This is a genomic window from Candidatus Arcticimaribacter forsetii (assembly GCF_910589745.1).
Taxonomy (GTDB): Bacteria; Bacteroidota; Bacteroidia; order Flavobacteriales; family Flavobacteriaceae; genus Arcticimaribacter; species Arcticimaribacter forsetii.
The window spans coordinates 164,215-180,008 of record NZ_OU342399.1 but is presented as its reverse complement, the minus strand read 5'-3'; the positions used below and the strand labels follow the sequence as shown (position 1 = coordinate 180,008).

At 33.4% G+C, this 15,794-nt stretch carries 14 protein-coding genes and 1 tRNA gene; 9 read left to right on the top strand and 6 right to left on the bottom strand.

What is annotated here, in order from left to right:
* The first annotated feature begins 218 nt into the window (after positions 1–218).
* A complete protein-coding gene (gene rnr, locus NG655_RS00890; protein WP_252157465.1) occupies positions 219–2,399 on the top strand; it encodes a ribonuclease R in 2,181 nt (726 codons plus the stop codon).
* Between the two features lie 37 nt (positions 2,400–2,436).
* On the top strand, positions 2,437–3,162 hold the full coding sequence (locus NG655_RS00885; RefSeq protein ID WP_252157464.1) for a GIN domain-containing protein: 726 nt from the start codon (positions 2,437–2,439) through the stop codon (positions 3,160–3,162).
* Positions 3,163–3,202: 40 nt separating this feature from the next.
* Here NG655_RS00885 and NG655_RS00880 read toward each other — a convergent pair.
* Positions 3,203–3,273 (bottom strand) — tRNA-Cys (locus NG655_RS00880).
* Between the two features lie 30 nt (positions 3,274–3,303).
* Positions 3,304–3,669, bottom strand: a complete 366-nt coding sequence (gene folB, locus NG655_RS00875) for a dihydroneopterin aldolase (RefSeq protein WP_252157463.1) — start codon at positions 3,667–3,669, stop codon at positions 3,304–3,306.
* 88 nt (positions 3,670–3,757) lie between these two features.
* On the opposite strand from folB, the gene NG655_RS00870 reads away from it, so the two are divergent.
* Complete coding sequence (locus NG655_RS00870; protein WP_252157462.1) at positions 3,758–5,443, top strand: glutamine--tRNA ligase/YqeY domain fusion protein; 1,686 nt, start codon at positions 3,758–3,760, stop codon at positions 5,441–5,443.
* A gap of 45 nt (positions 5,444–5,488) precedes the next feature.
* On the opposite strand, the gene NG655_RS00865 is transcribed toward NG655_RS00870, so the two are convergent.
* Together NG655_RS00865 and gltX are read right to left on the bottom strand one after the other, a co-directional pair.
* Positions 5,489–6,412, bottom strand: coding sequence for an SPFH domain-containing protein (locus NG655_RS00865; RefSeq protein ID WP_252157461.1), 924 nt, complete (start codon positions 6,410–6,412; stop codon positions 5,489–5,491).
* A 15-nt stretch (positions 6,413–6,427) separates the two neighbouring features.
* Complete coding sequence (gltX, locus tag NG655_RS00860; RefSeq protein WP_252157460.1) at positions 6,428–7,912, bottom strand: glutamate--tRNA ligase; 1,485 nt, start codon at positions 7,910–7,912, stop codon at positions 6,428–6,430.
* 74 nt (positions 7,913–7,986) lie between these two features.
* Here gltX and ybeY point away from each other — a divergent pair, with 74 nt between their 5' ends.
* The 3 genes from ybeY to NG655_RS00845 are packed head-to-tail and all read left to right on the top strand — an operon-like array spanning position 7,987 to position 11,151.
* Positions 7,987–8,409, top strand: a complete 423-nt coding sequence (gene ybeY / locus NG655_RS00855; protein ID WP_252157459.1) for an rRNA maturation RNase YbeY — start codon at positions 7,987–7,989, stop codon at positions 8,407–8,409.
* A 2-nt stretch (positions 8,410–8,411) separates the two neighbouring features.
* Entirely contained in the window at positions 8,412–10,283 is a 1,872-nt protein-coding gene (gene mnmG / locus NG655_RS00850) for a tRNA uridine-5-carboxymethylaminomethyl(34) synthesis enzyme MnmG (protein WP_252157458.1), read from the top strand.
* Between the two features lie 28 nt (positions 10,284–10,311).
* Positions 10,312–11,151, top strand: coding sequence for a class I SAM-dependent methyltransferase (locus NG655_RS00845; protein ID WP_252157457.1), 840 nt, complete (start codon positions 10,312–10,314; stop codon positions 11,149–11,151).
* Here the strand turns inward: NG655_RS00845 and NG655_RS00840 are convergent.
* Complete coding sequence (locus NG655_RS00840; protein ID WP_252157456.1) at positions 11,148–12,290, bottom strand: DNA polymerase III subunit; 1,143 nt, start codon at positions 12,288–12,290, stop codon at positions 11,148–11,150. The two genes, NG655_RS00845 and NG655_RS00840, sit on opposite strands and share 4 nt — an antisense overlap.
* 95 nt (positions 12,291–12,385) lie before the next feature.
* Between NG655_RS00840 and NG655_RS00835 the strand changes: the two genes are divergently transcribed.
* Positions 12,386–13,573 carry a phosphoglycerate kinase gene (locus NG655_RS00835; RefSeq protein ID WP_252157455.1) on the top strand — a complete coding sequence of 396 codons (1,188 nt, stop codon included), beginning with the start codon at positions 12,386–12,388 and terminating at the stop codon, positions 13,571–13,573.
* A gap of 66 nt (positions 13,574–13,639) precedes the next feature.
* A complete protein-coding gene (locus tag NG655_RS00830; RefSeq protein ID WP_252157454.1) occupies positions 13,640–14,614 on the top strand; it encodes a DUF4837 family protein in 975 nt (324 codons plus the stop codon).
* Here NG655_RS00830 and NG655_RS00825 read toward each other — a convergent pair.
* Complete coding sequence (locus NG655_RS00825; protein ID WP_272876332.1) at positions 14,611–14,808, bottom strand: Sec-independent protein translocase subunit TatA/TatB; 198 nt, start codon at positions 14,806–14,808, stop codon at positions 14,611–14,613. The two genes, NG655_RS00830 and NG655_RS00825, sit on opposite strands and share 4 nt — an antisense overlap.
* Positions 14,809–14,914: 106 nt before the next feature.
* Between NG655_RS00825 and NG655_RS00820 the strand changes: the two genes are divergently transcribed.
* On the top strand, positions 14,915–15,790 hold the full coding sequence (locus NG655_RS00820) for a M23 family metallopeptidase (RefSeq protein ID WP_252157453.1): 876 nt from the start codon (positions 14,915–14,917) through the stop codon (positions 15,788–15,790).
* Positions 15,791–15,794: the final 4 nt, after the last annotated feature.

Below are 15,794 nucleotides of genomic sequence, written 5' to 3'. Positions count from 1 at the left end.
TGGTAGATATGATTTTAAATTTAATAAAGATCTTTATTAAATGTTAATAAGCTTATTAAATTAATAAATCCTAAAAATAAAACTTAAAGAAATACCGCTATTAACAAGCTATAATAGACATCATTATTTTTAAAATTTAAATAAAACAAATTATTATTATTGTTAAGACTGTTCATAATTAAAACACAGGTTAAAATTTAATAGAGTAATTTTGTTTCATGTTTAAAAAGAAGAAGAAAAAGAAAAACTCTTTAGAACGAAAAATAACTAAACATTTTCGTAATAATCCTGAGAAAGAATATAATTATAAACAAGTTGCTGCTGTTTTAGAAATAAAAGACACGAAAACAAGGAATGAAATTATTAAAATATTAAATAAATTAACTTCTGAAAAAATACTTAAAAGTTCTACAAAAGGAAAATATAAATTAGAACAAATAGGATCACAATATTATCAAGGAATTTTAGATGTTACATCAACAGGAAGAGGCTTTGTAATATGTGATCAATTAGAACAGGATATACTAATACCAAAAAACAACATAAATAGAGCTTTTCAGGGAGATTTAGTTGAGGTTTATGTTTATAAAAGAAAACAAAAATCTGGCGCTTTTGAAGGTGAAATAGTTGCTATAATTGAACGTAACAAAACACAATTTGTAGGTGTTTTACAGATCGAAAAAAACTATGCTTTTGTATTGACCAGGGGACCAAGAATGTACACGGACTTTTTTATTGATAAAAAGCAATTAGAAGGTTACAAGAATGGAGATAAAGTTTTAGTGGAATATTCAGATTGGCCTAAAAGAGCAGAATCTCCTTATGGAACTTTAATAGAATCCTTTGGACCACCAGGAGAAACAAATACTGAAATGCATGCCATTTTATCAGATTATGGGTTACCCTTACATTTTCCAAAAGAAGTAGAGGAGGCTGCAGATGCAATTGATCAATCTATAAGTTTAGAGGAAATAAAAAAAAGAAGAGATTTTAGAAAGACATTAACTTTTACTATTGATCCAAAAACAGCAAAAGATTTTGATGACGCTTTATCTTTTAAAATCTTAGAAGAGGATAAATTCGAAATAGGAATACATATTGCAGATGTTTCCCATTATGTAAAACCTCATAGTATATTAGATGAAGAAGCATACGAAAGAGCAACTTCTGTATATTTAGTAGATAGAGTTGTTCCAATGTTGCCAGAAGTGTTGTCTAATGGTGTTTGTTCATTAAGACCAAAAGAAGAAAAATATACCTTTTCTGCTGTTTTCACTATGAATTCTAAAGGAGAGATTTTAGAAGAATGGTTTGGAAAAACGGTCATTTATTCTGACCATCGTTTTGCATATGAAGAAGCGCAAGAATTAATAGAAACAAAAGAAAGTACTATATCTAAAGAGGTTTCATTAACAGGAGAAGCTTATGATGTTTCCTCCGATATTCTAACAGCTGTTTTAAAACTAGATGATATAGCAAAAAAATTACGTGCTAAAAGAATGAAATCTGGCGCTCTTTCTTTTGATAGGGTTGAAGTTAATTTTATTTTAAAAGAAGACGATACACCAGAAAGCGTTTATTTTAAAACCTCTAAAGATGCTAATAAACTTGTAGAGGAATTTATGTTGCTAGCAAATAAACAAGTAGCCACTTTTGCGGGAAAAAGAAAAAATCCTCTCCCTTTTGTTTACAGAATTCACGATGAACCAGATGTCGAAAAACTAACTAATCTTCAAACAGTAGTTTCTAATTTTGGATATAATTTAAATTTACAAACTAAAGATGTTAGTAAGTCTTTAAATAATTTATTATCTGATATTCAAGGAAAACAAGAGCAAAACCTTATTGACACTCTTACTATACGATGTATGAGTAAAGCAGAATATAATATTGATAATATTGGACATTATGGTTTGGCTTTTAATTTTTATTCTCATTTTACATCTCCAATAAGAAGGTATCCAGATGTAATGGTTCACAGATTATTAGAACAACATTTAGCTAAAGAAAAAGTAAAAAATACAGAAACGATTCAAGCTGCTTGTGTTCATTCTTCTCAACGAGAAATGATCGCTACAAAAGCAGAAAGAGATTCTATAAAATTTATGCAAATTAAATTTATGGAAGATAAAGTTGGTAAAGTTTTTGAAGGGGTTATATCAGGAGTAACAGACAGAGGAATTTATGTTGAATTAGTTGATAATAAGTGTGAAGGAATGGTTAGAATTAAAGATATAACAGGGGATTTTTTTAATTATGATGATTCAAACCATTCTTTAATAGGTGAAAGAACAAAAAAGAAATATCAGTTAGGAGACTCTATTGAAGTGAGCGTATTAAAAGCGGATCTTATTAAAAGACACCTTGATTTTAAATTATCAGAAAGTAATATCATATAGAATTACTAAATTTATTAAACTTTAAAAAAGGATCAATATGAAATTACCCATTTTACTTATCGTGTTATTTATTAGTCCATTAATTTCTGCTCAAGAAATTGAAACGGATTCCATATCAAGTCAAGAAATAGAACGAAAAGTTCAAACTAAAACGATTCAATTAAGTCCTTTTACTGGTTTAAAAGTATATTCAGGTATTGAAGTTAAATTAATTCCTTCTGAAGAAGATAAACTTGTCTTATCAGGAGAAAACTTTGAAACAGTTGTTACTTCTTTAAAAAATGATGTTTTAAAAATTAAACACTCAATAGACCAAGTTTTTAATCCTAAAAACACATACATAGAAATATACTTTTCTAAACCATTAGATCTAATTTATACCTACCAAGGATCAGTTGTAGAATCAAAAGCACTCTTACAAGCTACAAAGATTGAATTAAAAGCGAATGAGGGTTCCAACTTAGATCTTCATATAGAAGCAGAAAAAATAACCTCACAAGTTAATACAGGGGGAACACTTAACCTTTATGGTAAAGCTGTTTACCATGATTTAAAAATACTAGCAGGCGGAATTTGTGAGTCTGAGAATCTTTTAACAGAGCAAACAACAGTAAAAGTAACAGCTGGAGGCGTTGCTTATATTCACGCTTCTGACTTATTGGAAGCGACTGTAAATGTTGGAGGAACTGTTCGTATTCATGGAAGACCAACAAAGCTTATTAAAAGAAAACGAATCGGCGGTACTATTACAGAAATGAATTAGATATAAATAAAAAACCCGTGATTATCACGGGTTTTTTTAGAGGCATCGAGCGGATTCGAACCGCTGTACAAGCTTTTGCAGAGCTCTGCCTAGCCACTCGGCCACGATGCCAGTCCGGCAAAAGTAATAAATAAAAAGTTTTTAAGCCTTTTTTCTCTTCCCTTTTATTTCTACACTAACCTCTTCTACTTCTCCCCCTATAGGTGGGTTTTTCTTTGCAACATTAACAGACACTTTTTCAACTGTTTCGTGTTCTTTCATTATTCGGTTAACTATACGTTGAACAACCACTTCCAGTAGTTTTGCACGAATACTCATTTCTTCTTTTACAATAGTATAAACAGCAACATAGTCTACGGTATCTTTTAAGTCATCACTTATTACTGACTTATTTAAGTCTGTCTTTAACTTAACATTTACAACATAATCGCTTCCTATTCGTCCTTCCTCTTCCATGCATCCATGGTTTGCATAAACTTCAATATTTTTTACTCGAATAGTTCCCATAACTTTGCTTTGAGCAAATATAAAAAAGAGGAGCTAATAATACTTCCATCCCTTTTTCTTTTTCGATATCTTTGTAAAAAATATATTCATGTCAGAGCATACTGAATCTTTACATTTTATTGAACAAATTATTAAAGCAGATTTAGAAGCTGGTTTTCCTGCAGATAAATTACGATTTCGTTTTCCACCAGAACCTAATGGATATTTACACATAGGACACGTAAAGGCAATTGCTATTAATTTTAATTTAGGAGAAAAATTTAATGCGCCGGTTAATTTAAGGTTTGATGATACCAACCCAGCAAAAGAAAGCATTGAGTTTGTAAATGCAATAAAAAAAGATGTGCAGTGGTTAGGTTATGAGTGGGCAGAAGAGCGATATGCCTCGGATTATTTTGATCAGTTATTTATATGGGCTAAAGAGCTAATTTTAAAAGGTCTTGCTTATGTAGATTCTCAAAGTTCTGATGAGATTGCAAATCAAAAAGGTACTCCGACACAAGCAGGTTCTAATAGCCCTTTTAGAGATACTTCTCCTGAAGAAAATTTAGCTCTTTTCGAGGAAATGGCCGCAGGGAAACATAAAGAAGGTACACTTGCTTTACGGGCAAAAATTGATATGTCTTCTCCAAACATGTTGATGCGTGATCCGATTATTTATAGAATAATAGAAAAAGACCACCATAGAACTGGCTCAAAATGGTGCATTTATCCAATGTACGATTGGACCCACGGTGAATCTGATTATATAGAAGGTATTTCTCACTCGCTTTGTACTTTAGAGTTTAAGCCTCACAGAGACTTATACGAGTGGTTTTTAGACAACATAACTAAACTAGAACATCATTATCCAAAACAAAGAGAGTTTGCGCGTCTTAATCTTTCTTATACAGTAACAAGTAAAAGGAAATTAGCTAAATTAATCGAAAACAAAACGGTTTCTGGTTGGGATGATCCACGGATGCCAACGATTTCAGGTCTAAGAAGACGAGGTTATACCCCTGAATCACTTCGAAACTTTGTTGAAACAGCGGGTGTTTCTAAAAGAGAAAATGTAATAGACGCTTCTTTATTAGAGTTTTGTGTTCGAGAAGATTTGAATAAAAAAGCTTCTCGAGTTATGGCTGTTTTAGATCCTATTAAACTGGTAATTACTAATTACCCAGAAGGTGCAACAGAAATGTTAGAAGCGGAAAACAATCCGGAAGATGAGTCAAAAGGATCGCGATTAATGCCCTTTTCTAAGAACTTATACATTGAAAGAAATGATTTCAAAGAAGAAGCAAACCGTAAATATTTCAGGTTAACATTAGGAAAAGAAGTGCGCTTAAAAAACGCTTATATTATCCAGGGCCAATCTGTTGTGAAAGACGCAGAGGGAAATATTATAGAGGTGCATTGTACGTATGATCCAGACAGTAAAAGTGGTTCCGGATCTGAAGCAAGTCAACGAAAAGTAAAAGGTACAATTCATTGGGTAAATCAAGATACTTCAATAAGTGCTAAAGTTAATTTGTATGATCGTTTGTTTAATGACGAAAGCCCTGATCAACACAAAGAACAAGAGTTTACGGATTTTATTAATTCAGACTCATTAGAAGTTATTACTGCTCAAGTTGAACCTTCATTGGTAAACCTTAAGCCCGGAACCAACATCCAGTTTCAGCGCTTAGGATATTTTGTTGTGGACCAAGACTCAACAGAGGATAATTTAGTTTTCAATAAAACAGTAGGCTTGCGAGATACTTGGGCAAAGAAATCTAATAATAATTAAAAAAGGCTCAACATTGTTGAGCCTTTCTGTTTCTTAAGAAGTTTTTTATTTCTTATTTTTCAAATTCTGTTCTTTCATTGCTTCACCAATTTGATTACTAGCAGTGAATGAAGCAACCATGTTGTTTAACATATCACTACCAGCTTGTGGTGAATTTGGAAGCAGTATAAGATTAGAATTCGTGTGTTCTCCTATAGACTGTAATGTGTCATAATGCTGAGTTACTACGATAAGAGCAGAGGCTTCTTGAGAGTTTATCCCCACTCCATTCAAAACATCAACAGATTCTTCTAAACCACGTGCGATTTCTCTTCTTTGGTCCGCAATTCCTTGTCCTTGTAAACGTTTGCTTTCTGCTTCAGCTTTTGCCTTTTCAACGATCAAAATTCGGGCAGCATCTCCCTCATATTGAGCCGCAACTTTTTCTCTTTCGGCAGCATTAATTCTATTCATTGCTTCTTTTACTTGAGAATCAGGGTCAATATCTGTAACTAAAGCTTTTATTATATCGTATCCATAATTGGTCATTGCCTCGTTTAACTCGCCTTTAACCGCGTTAGCGATGTCATTTTTCTTTTCAAACACATCATCCAATTTCATTTTTGGAACTTCAGCTCTAATAACATCAAAGACATAGGACGTAATTTGGTCTTGAGGATAATCCAATTTATAGAAAGCATCATATACACTTCCAGAGACCACTTTATATTGAACAGACACTTTCAGTTTTACAAAAACATCGTCTTTTGTTTTGGTTTCTACAATTACATCCAGTTGAAGGATTTTTAGACTCATGCGTCCAGCAATCTTATCAACTAGCGGGATTTTAATGTGTAAACCAGGTTGCCTAATTGCAACGAATTTTCCGAAACGCTCTATAATTGCTGCGGTTTGTTGTTTCACTATAAATAACCCAGATAGGATTAATAATACAGCAATGAAGATAATAACATAAGTTCCAATACTCATATGATAGATTTTAGGTTAAACAGTTTTTTTTAAAAGTTCTAAACGATCTAATGTAGTCATTTTTCCAATCACTTTTATTACTTTTATAATATCAGGTCCTGATAAACTCCCCACAACAGCCATTCTTAGAGTTTGCATAACAACTCCCATTCCAATTTCATTTTCTATACAAAAGTTAGAAATTTCCTCTTTTAGATCTTCAAGATCATGCGCATTAATTATTGTTTTAATTTCGTTTATTAACGAAGTTAAATCTACCTTTTTTATTTTTTTCATTCCTTTCTCATCATACGCTTTTGGTGGGATCAAGAACATTTCACATAAGCCAGGAATATCATTAAGTAATACGACACGTTCTTGTATAAGAGTTGATATTTTTGATATTAGGTCTTTATTATAGTTGTCTTTAAGCTCTGTGACTTTGGCGCTTACAATAGTTTCAATTTCTTCTGTTGACAGCCTTTGAATGTGTTGTTGGTTGACCCATTTTGCCTTATCGTAATCAAACCTTGCCCCTCCTTTTTGTATTTCATTGAAATCAAAAGCACTAATAATTTCATTAATTGTCATTATCTCGTCCTCTACCTTTGGGCTCCAGCCCAGCTGAGCAATATAGTTTAAGTGTGCACTAGCCAAAAACCCTTTTTCTCTATATCCTTCAAATTCTTCACCCCATGCTATTGGGAATACAGGATACCCGTTCTTATCACCATCTCGTTTGCTGAGTTTCCCTTTTCCTGAAGGGTTTAATATTAAAGGTAAGTGAACAAACTTTGGTTTTTCCCACCCGTATAGATTATATAATAAGGTATGAATTGGTAGCGATGGCAACCATTCTTCACCACGAATTACGGTAGTTATTTCCATACAATGATCATCAATAACATTTGCTAAATGATACGTCGGAGTCCCATCACCTTTAACAAGCACCTTATCTTCTAATTCATTACTATTTACACGAACCGTTTTTCTTATTTCATCTTCACTAATTATTTCAACATTCGGCTCAACAAGTAATCTTATAGTGTATTCCTCACCAGAATTTATACGCTCTTGACATTCTTTCTCGCTTATTTTCAAAGAATTATCAAACTGATTTCTATTGGCATAATTGTATTTAAATGCTCCTGTTTCTTTCTCTGCCTTTTCCCTTGCTATTGAAAGGTCCTCAGCTTTATCAAATGCATAATAAGCCCCTTTTTTATCTAATAGCTCTTCAATATATTTTTTGTAAATATCCTGTCTTTCACTTTGTCGGTAAGGACCATATTTTCCTGGATTTTTGATGCTTTCATCAGGATTAATACCCGCCCATTCAAGGCTTTCAAAAATATATTCCTCACTTGAATCTACTTTTCTTTTTTGATCGGTATCCTCAATTCGCAATACAAATACCCCTTTGTTTTTTTTTGCATACAGGTAATTAAATAATGCCGTTCTAACACCACCTATATGAAGTGGGCCAGTTGGACTTGGAGCGAAACGAACGCGTTCTATCATGTTTAATTTTTTTACAAATATACTTCCTCTCCTTCATTTTTCCATCACTTGATATTCTGTATATTTGCGGAGTAATGAAAACGACACAATTTTTTAATTTACCTTCTGATAATCTTTTACCTTCTGATTTGAAATATTGGATAGATCTCGTAGCAGATCATTATCAAGTTACTTTGGAACAATTTGTTGTGAATTTTATTGACAAGGATAAGATGCTAGAAATGAATAAAAAATATTTAGATCATGACACGCATACAGATATTCTTACCTTTGACTATGGAAATCAGGTAGTTATAAATGCGGAGCTATTTATCTCCACTTACATGTGTAGCCTTAACGCTGAAGAAAACAGCCAAACAGTTGAAAATGAGACGCTTAGACTCATATCACATGGTTTTTTGCATACAATCGGTTATTCTGACAAAATACCGCAACAGAAATTAATAATGACAGAACAAGAGGATCTATGCATCTCTATGTTCCACGTGAAACAATAATTATGTTCAATACACCTTATGACGTTATAGTGGTTGGTGCAGGTCATGCAGGAGCCGAGGCGGCTGCAGCAGCGGCAAACATGGGATCAAAAACTCTTTTGATTACCATGAATCTACAAAATATTGCACAAATGTCTTGTAATCCTGCAATGGGAGGTATTGCGAAGGGACAAATTGTACGAGAGATTGATGCTTTGGGTGGATACAGCGGTATCGTTTCAGACCTTAGTGCAATTCAATTTAAAATGCTTAATAGGTCTAAGGGTCCGGCGATGTGGAGTCCAAGAGTTCAATCTGACCGTATGATGTTCGCTCAAGCTTGGCGGGATCGTTTAGAGCAAACTCCTAATCTTGATTTTTATCAAGAGATGGTTCAAGATTTAATATTTGATCAAGATAAAATAATAGGTGTTGTCACAAGTTTGGGTCTCAAGATATATTCTAAAACTGTAATTCTAACGAACGGAACATTTCTTAATGGATTAATTCATATTGGTGATAAAAATTTTGGTGGTGGTAGAGCAGGTGAAAGTGCTTCTACTGGTTTGACTTCGTCTTTAATAGAAAAAGGGTTTGAGTCCGGTAGAATGAAGACAGGAACTCCTCCTCGTGTTGATGGACGTTCTTTAAATTTTGATTTGATGGAAGAACAACCAGGAGATATAGATCCGGTAAAATTTAGCTATTCTCCAGAAACATCTCCGCTCACGAAACAGCGCAGCTGTCATATTACCTATACAAGTGAAGAAGTTCACGACACCCTTCGTGGAGGTTTCGATCGTTCGCCCATGTTTAATGGAAGCATCAAAAGTTTAGGCCCTAGGTATTGTCCTTCTATTGAGGATAAAGTGAATCGTTTTGCTGACAAAAACAGGCACCAAATTTTTGTTGAGCCAGAAGGATGGAATACCGTTGAATATTATATAAATGGTTTTTCAACCTCTCTACCAGAAGATGTTCAATATGAAGCTTTAAAACAAGTAAAAGGTTTTGAAGCAGTCAAGTTTTTTAGACCTGGTTATGCAATCGAGTATGATTATTTTCCACCAACTCAATTGACTCACAGTCTTCAAACAAAATTAGTAAAAGGTTTGTTCTTTGCAGGACAAATTAATGGTACTACTGGTTATGAGGAAGCTGGCGCACAGGGTCTCATGGCCGGAATTAATGCCCATTTATATCATAAAGGCGATAGTCCTTTTATGCTTAAAAGAAACGAAGCATATATTGGTGTTTTAATAGATGATTTAATCACTAAAGGTACCGAAGAGCCCTACAGAATGTTTACCTCTCGTGCTGAGTATCGTACCCTATTACGTCAAGACAATGCCGACATTCGCCTTACTCCAATTGGTCATGAGTTGGGTCTTGCAAGTGAAGATCGTTTAAAATCAGTCAATAAAAAAAACGAACAATCCGCCTTACTCAAAGATTTCTACGAGACAACAAGTGTTCTTCCAGAAGAAGCGAATCCTTTCTTGGAAGAAAAAAACTCTTCTCCGATGCGTCAATCTGATAAGATTGTAAAGATTTATTCTCGTCCTGGCATTACTCTTGAGGACATGGTTAAAATCAAATCAGTATCAGAATTTATTGAGTCCAATAAAATTGGCACAGATGCTCAAGAGCAAGTTGAGGTTCAAATTAAATATTCTGGATACATCGAAAAAGAAAAGGCTAATGCAGACAAATTAAATCGTTTAGAGTCTGTCTCTATTCCATCATCATTTGACTACAATTGTTTGGCCTCCTTATCACATGAAGCTAAAGAAAAATTAAACAAAATTAAACCTCAGACCATTTCACAAGCTTCTAGAATAAGCGGAATTAAACCAAGTGACATTAGTGTTTTGTTAGTTAAACTTGGAAGGTAATGTTTCACGTGGAACAAAAACAACTCCAATGAAAACCGAAATCTGTTCTGTAAAAGACCACCTTGTTTCAGGTGAAATTTTCTCTGTTGTGTGGGACGAAACTGCTCAAATAGCAAAAACCGAACCTGCTCCTAAAGAACATGAAATGCACTCTTATTACGATTCGGAGGAATATATATCTCACAACCATTCATCTAAATCATTAGTTAATTTTCTTTACAGTTTTGTTCAGAAACTTATGTTTAGAATTAAAAAAGGCATGTTCAAAAATCATTTATTAGATTCTTATTCTGTGTTGGATTATGGTTGTGGTGTAGGAGGTTTTTTGAAATATTTATCTAAAGACAATGTTGAAGCGAACGGAATAGAAACAAATTTAAACGCAAGGAGTTTAGCTAAACAACAAGGGCTTTTTGTCTATAATTCTTGGAATGAATCGCCAAATAAAAAATATGACCTGATAACCCTTTGGCATGTTTTTGAACACATTCCAAATCTTAAAGAGTCCATATTGGAGTTTGATAAAAGACTTAATAAAGAGGGCGTTTTGTTAATCGCCGTTCCCAATCTTAAGTCCTATGACGCTTCTTATTACAATGAGTTTTGGGCTGCCTATGATGTGCCGAGACATCTTTGGCACTTTTCTCAAGACGGTATAATTTCTCTTTTGGATCAAGAAGGATTCATGCTAATTGACAAACGTCCTTTGATTATGGACGCCTTATATATCTCTTATGTTTCCGAAAAGTATAAAGGGTCCAGATTTCCTTTGATAAAAGGTGTTTATAGAGGAATACATTCAAATTTGAAAGCAGTCAGTTCAGGAGAATATTCTTCTTTAGTTTACTTGTTCAAGAAGAAAAATTAAGATTCTTTTTTGTTTAGAATGCGAGTCATTTTTAAAGCAAAATCTGAAAACAGAATTTTTCCATTAGCATTTCTATCGACAGCATAACAGGTTTCTTCTAAAAGGCGGATCATTTCTACTGCATTACCGCTATGAACAAATGGAGCAAATTTGTTAATGTCAAAGTTGGTTAATGATTGGAATTTTACCAGTGAATTAGTTTTGAAAGAAACTAATAAAGCTTGACGAATAAAATTTAAACTATATAACAAGAATTCTTTTTGCAATGTTCTTCCAAGCGCTCCTACAATAGTAGCCCAGGACATTAAATCTATTACAACACTTTTATTACCACTTGCTTTGAAAGCACCACGAAGGCACTGAATAAAAAGCTGTTCATGTCCTCTTAGTTGTTCTATATTTTGGAATGATTCCAAAGCTTTTCCTAGACTACCCTCAGAATTTGAAGCATAGAATTCCGCTAAGTTACTTTCACAGCCTTTATTTATTAATTCAGATTTAATAATTGAGGAATTGATAGGCTTTAGAAAGGATAATTGGCAACGAGATTTTATTGTAGGTAATAAGTCTAATTCTGACTCAGCTACAAAAACAAAATAAGTATTGGTTGGAGGCTCTTCTATTAATTTTAAAAGTTTATTTCCGGATTGAACATTTAACTTATCTACACCCCAGAGAATACAAACTTTTGGACCCCCAGAGAAAGACTTTAAATTTAATTTTTTAAACAACAAATCAATCTCATCTACACTAATATTTCCTTGTTTGTTTTCAGAACCAATCGACAACATCCAATCATTTGAACTTCCATAAGAAGTATTTGAAACAAAATCTCTCCAAGGCTGAATGTAGTCATCACATTTTGGCTTACTATTTACTGATGCTGAAGTTGCAACAGGATAAATAAAGTGCAAATCAGGGTGTTCTATAAAATAAGAAATACTTTTCCCTTCAGATATTTTAGTGTTAATGTGGTTTTCGTCCCATAACATTTCTATTGCAAATGCTACAGCTAATGCTAGACCACCACGCCCCGAATCGTCTATAAAACATTGACTATGAGGAACATAGCCCTCTTTTATGTCGTTTAGAACTTGTTTCTTTAAGGTTTCCTGACCTAGAATTTGATTTACAAACATTTTCAAAGATAACTTAATTTTAAATTTTCAAAGCTTTACATCAATGTTGGTCTTGGTTTAGTTTTATTCTTTACTTTTGGGGAAATTTTTTAAATATGAAGACTTTAGACAAATTATCTTTAAACAATGAAAAAGTTATTGTTAGAGTAGATTTCAATGTCCCTTTAGATGCTGACGGAAATGTAACGGATGACACAAGAATTAGAGCAGCTAAACCAACAGTTGACTACATTCTATCTAACGGAGGCTCTTGCATTTTAATGTCACACCTAGGTAGACCGGAAGGAAAAGAAGAAAAATACTCCCTTAAACATATTCAAAAAACGGTTTCAGATATACTTGAAGCACCAGTTCTTTTTGCTGAAGACTGTGTTGGTTCGGAAACACAAGTTCTTGCTAATAATTTACAAAACGGTCAAGTTCTTCTATTAGAAAATCTTCGTTTTTATAAAGAAGAAACATCAGGGGATGAGGCTTTTGCAAAACAATTATCAAACTTAGGTTCTGTTTATGTAAATGATGCTTTTGGAACAGCTCATAGAGCACATGCATCAACTGCAATTATTGCTTCTTTCTTTGAAGGTAAAAAAGCTTTTGGTAAATTATTAGAAAAGGAAGTTCTAGCAATTGAACAAGTAATGAATACTGGAGAGAAACCAGTACTAGCAATCTTAGGCGGTGCAAAAGTTTCTTCAAAAATTACAATTATTGAAAACATACTTGATAAAATTGATCATTTAATTATTGGTGGAGGTATGGCGTATACGTTTATCAAAGCCCAAGGAGGTTCTATTGGAGATTCTCTTTGTGAAGACGACTATTTACAATATACTAGAGATTTAGTTGAACAAGCCGCAGCAAAGAATGTAAAAATTCATCTGCCTGTAGATGTTGTTTGTACAAATGATTTTGCTAACGATGCAGAAAGTCAAATTACTCCTGTAGGGTCTATTCCAGATCAGTGGATGGGATTAGATTCTGGACCAGAAAGTATAATAAAATTTGGGAAGGTTATAGAAGAGTCTAAAACAATTTTATGGAACGGGCCAGTTGGTGTTTTCGAATTCGAGAATTTTTCGAAGGGTACTATCGCACTTGGCGAAGCAATTGCAAAAAGCACAGCAAAAGGCTCTTTTTCATTAGTAGGTGGAGGAGATTCTGTTGCAGCGGTTAAACAATTTGGATTTGAAGATCGCGTAAGTTATGTTTCTACTGGGGGTGGAGCAATGCTAGAAAGTTTAGAAGGAAAAGATCTTCCAGGCATTGCCGCTTTAGTAAATTAAGAGATTCTTATTACTTTGGATTGATTATTGTTGATGTTTTCCAAAAACAATCTAAATACCGTTCATATGAATAAAATAGCTGTATTATTTGCCCTTCTTTTATCAGCATGCTCTTCAAAGAAGGAGCAAAGTTACGTTACTGCTTCAAATGGAAATTTAAACCATGTTACCGTGGTAATGAACGACGAAGAATGGAACGGAGAACTAGGAGAAACGGTTAGAAATGAAATAGCCTCTATTTACGAAGGGTTGCCAATAGACGAGCCCCGTTTTTCATTAAGACATCTACATCCCACTTCATTTGAAGGGTTTTTTAGAAATAGTCGAAACATACTTTGGTTTAAAAAAGATAGTTTATCTTCATTTGAATTAAGACAAAATCAATTTGCAAAACCACAGATAGTTGGTTTTTTTAAAGGAGAAGATCAGGAGGTACTTTCTGAATATGTAAAAGAAAATGCACAGTTAATAATAGGATTGTTCGAAGAAAATGAACGAAAAGAAAAACTAAGAAGAATAAAGAAATCAATGGCTAATGAAGGAACACTTGAAAAACGTTTCAACATCAGCATGAATTACCCTTCTGCATATAAAACCCTTAAGGATACCACTAATTTTATTTGGATTAGAAAACCAGTTCAAAAGGGGCATTTAAATATTGTAGCGTATACCTTACCCTTAAACGGGGTGTCAAAAAACCCACTCGATCAAATTAAAAAAATGAGAGACTCCATAGGAAAAATCTATATTCCAGGAAGACTAAAGGGGGGTTATATGATAACCGAAGAGGCTTATTTGCCGTATTTGTACAAAACAAAATTAAACGAACAAGAAGCTTATTTAACTAAGGGTATGTGGGAAGTAAAGAAAGATTTTATGGCAGGTCCTTTCGTTAATTATAAAATAAAGGACGAAAAGAATAGCCGATGGATTATTATTGAAGGGTTTGCATTTGCACCAACAATAAGTAAGAGAGATTATATGTTCGAATTGAACACTATTTTAACGTCTTTCAAACAAATAGATAAAAAGGTAAATTAATCTTTTTTACTGTCAATTTTAGTCGATTCTTTCTCTTCTTCTTTCGTTGCGTTTTTGAATTCTTTAATTCCGCTTCCTAAACCACGCATTAATTCTGGGATTTTTTTACCACCGAAAAGAAGTAAAACTACCACTACAATCATGATTATTTGAGGTCCTCCAATCATTCCTAAAAAAACTAATAAGCTTGTCATAACATTGATTTTACACAAATGTAAAATAATTATTAGTTCGAATCGATATTTTGTAAAGGGAAAGCACTAATTTTTAATCAAGGGTTTCTTTATATTTGTATTAATCATGGCAGAACCAATAAAAAAAAGAGGGAAATTTAAAGAAAAACTTCTAAACAAGTATCGTTTAGTGGTACTGAACGAGGAAACCTACGAGGAACAAATTTACTTCAGGTTAACACGACTGAATGTATTGATTATTTCAATTTTATTAATTTCATTTTTTGTTTCCGGGACTGCTTTAATTATTGCCTCAACACCCCTGAAGGAGTTCATACCTGGATATTCTTCAACAGCTATGAAAACTCAAGCAGCAGAAAACGCTATCAAACTAGACTCCCTGAGCAATGCATATAATCAGTCCATTCAATATTTAAACTCCATCCAAAGAGTTTTAGTTGGAGATATAAAGCCCGAAGAATTTAAGGAAAGTAAAATAATGATAGACAGCCTTTCTCGAAGGAGTAAAACAATTGTCTCCAAAAGCATTGAAGATTCCTTATTGAAAGCAATTGTAGACCAAGAAGATAAATATAATTTACAATCCAACTCCAAAAGTAAAGTTGATTTTGTTTTATTTCCTCCTGCACTAGGAGATTTATCTCAAAAATATGATCCTGCTAATAAGCATTATGCTGTTGATGTTGTTTTAAAAGAAAACGCTCCAATTAAGTCTGTTGCAGAAGGGACTGTTATTTTTTCCGAATGGACGTCAGGGACCGGATATGTAATTATCATAGAACATCCTTACGGATTAATATCGGCCTATAAGCACAACGCTTCTTTAAATAAACAACAAGGAGATTTTGTGTCGGTTGGAGAAGTTATTGCTAGTGCAGGAAACACAGGAGAACTTACTACAGGATGGCATTTACACTTTGAATTGTGGAGCGATGGATATCCTATGAACCCCGAAAATTTTATTGACTTTTCAAATAGATAACCTA

Excerpts from the sequence above, each read along its gene's own strand:
- rnr (WP_252157465.1), top strand. The coding sequence starts at position 219 with ATGTTTAAAAAGAAGAAGAAAAAGAAAAACTCTTTAGAACGAAAAATA.
- NG655_RS00885 (WP_252157464.1), top strand. The coding sequence starts at position 2,437 with ATGAAATTACCCATTTTACTTATCGTGTTATTTATTAGTCCATTAATT.
- folB (WP_252157463.1), bottom strand. The coding sequence starts at position 3,669 with ATGGGAACTATTCGAGTAAAAAATATTGAAGTTTATGCAAACCATGGA.
- NG655_RS00870 (WP_252157462.1), top strand. The coding sequence starts at position 3,758 with ATGTCAGAGCATACTGAATCTTTACATTTTATTGAACAAATTATTAAA.
- NG655_RS00865 (WP_252157461.1), bottom strand. The coding sequence starts at position 6,412 with ATGAGTATTGGAACTTATGTTATTATCTTCATTGCTGTATTATTAATC.
- gltX (WP_252157460.1), bottom strand. The coding sequence starts at position 7,912 with ATGATAGAACGCGTTCGTTTCGCTCCAAGTCCAACTGGCCCACTTCAT.
- ybeY (WP_252157459.1), top strand. The coding sequence starts at position 7,987 with ATGAAAACGACACAATTTTTTAATTTACCTTCTGATAATCTTTTACCT.
- mnmG (WP_252157458.1), top strand. The coding sequence starts at position 8,412 with ATGTTCAATACACCTTATGACGTTATAGTGGTTGGTGCAGGTCATGCA.
- NG655_RS00845 (WP_252157457.1), top strand. The coding sequence starts at position 10,312 with ATGAAAACCGAAATCTGTTCTGTAAAAGACCACCTTGTTTCAGGTGAA.
- NG655_RS00840 (WP_252157456.1), bottom strand. The coding sequence starts at position 12,290 with ATGTTTGTAAATCAAATTCTAGGTCAGGAAACCTTAAAGAAACAAGTT.
- NG655_RS00835 (WP_252157455.1), top strand. The coding sequence starts at position 12,386 with ATGAAGACTTTAGACAAATTATCTTTAAACAATGAAAAAGTTATTGTT.
- NG655_RS00830 (WP_252157454.1), top strand. The coding sequence starts at position 13,640 with ATGAATAAAATAGCTGTATTATTTGCCCTTCTTTTATCAGCATGCTCT.
- NG655_RS00825 (WP_272876332.1), bottom strand. The coding sequence starts at position 14,808 with ATGACAAGCTTATTAGTTTTTTTAGGAATGATTGGAGGACCTCAAATA.
- NG655_RS00820 (WP_252157453.1), top strand. The coding sequence starts at position 14,915 with ATGGCAGAACCAATAAAAAAAAGAGGGAAATTTAAAGAAAAACTTCTA.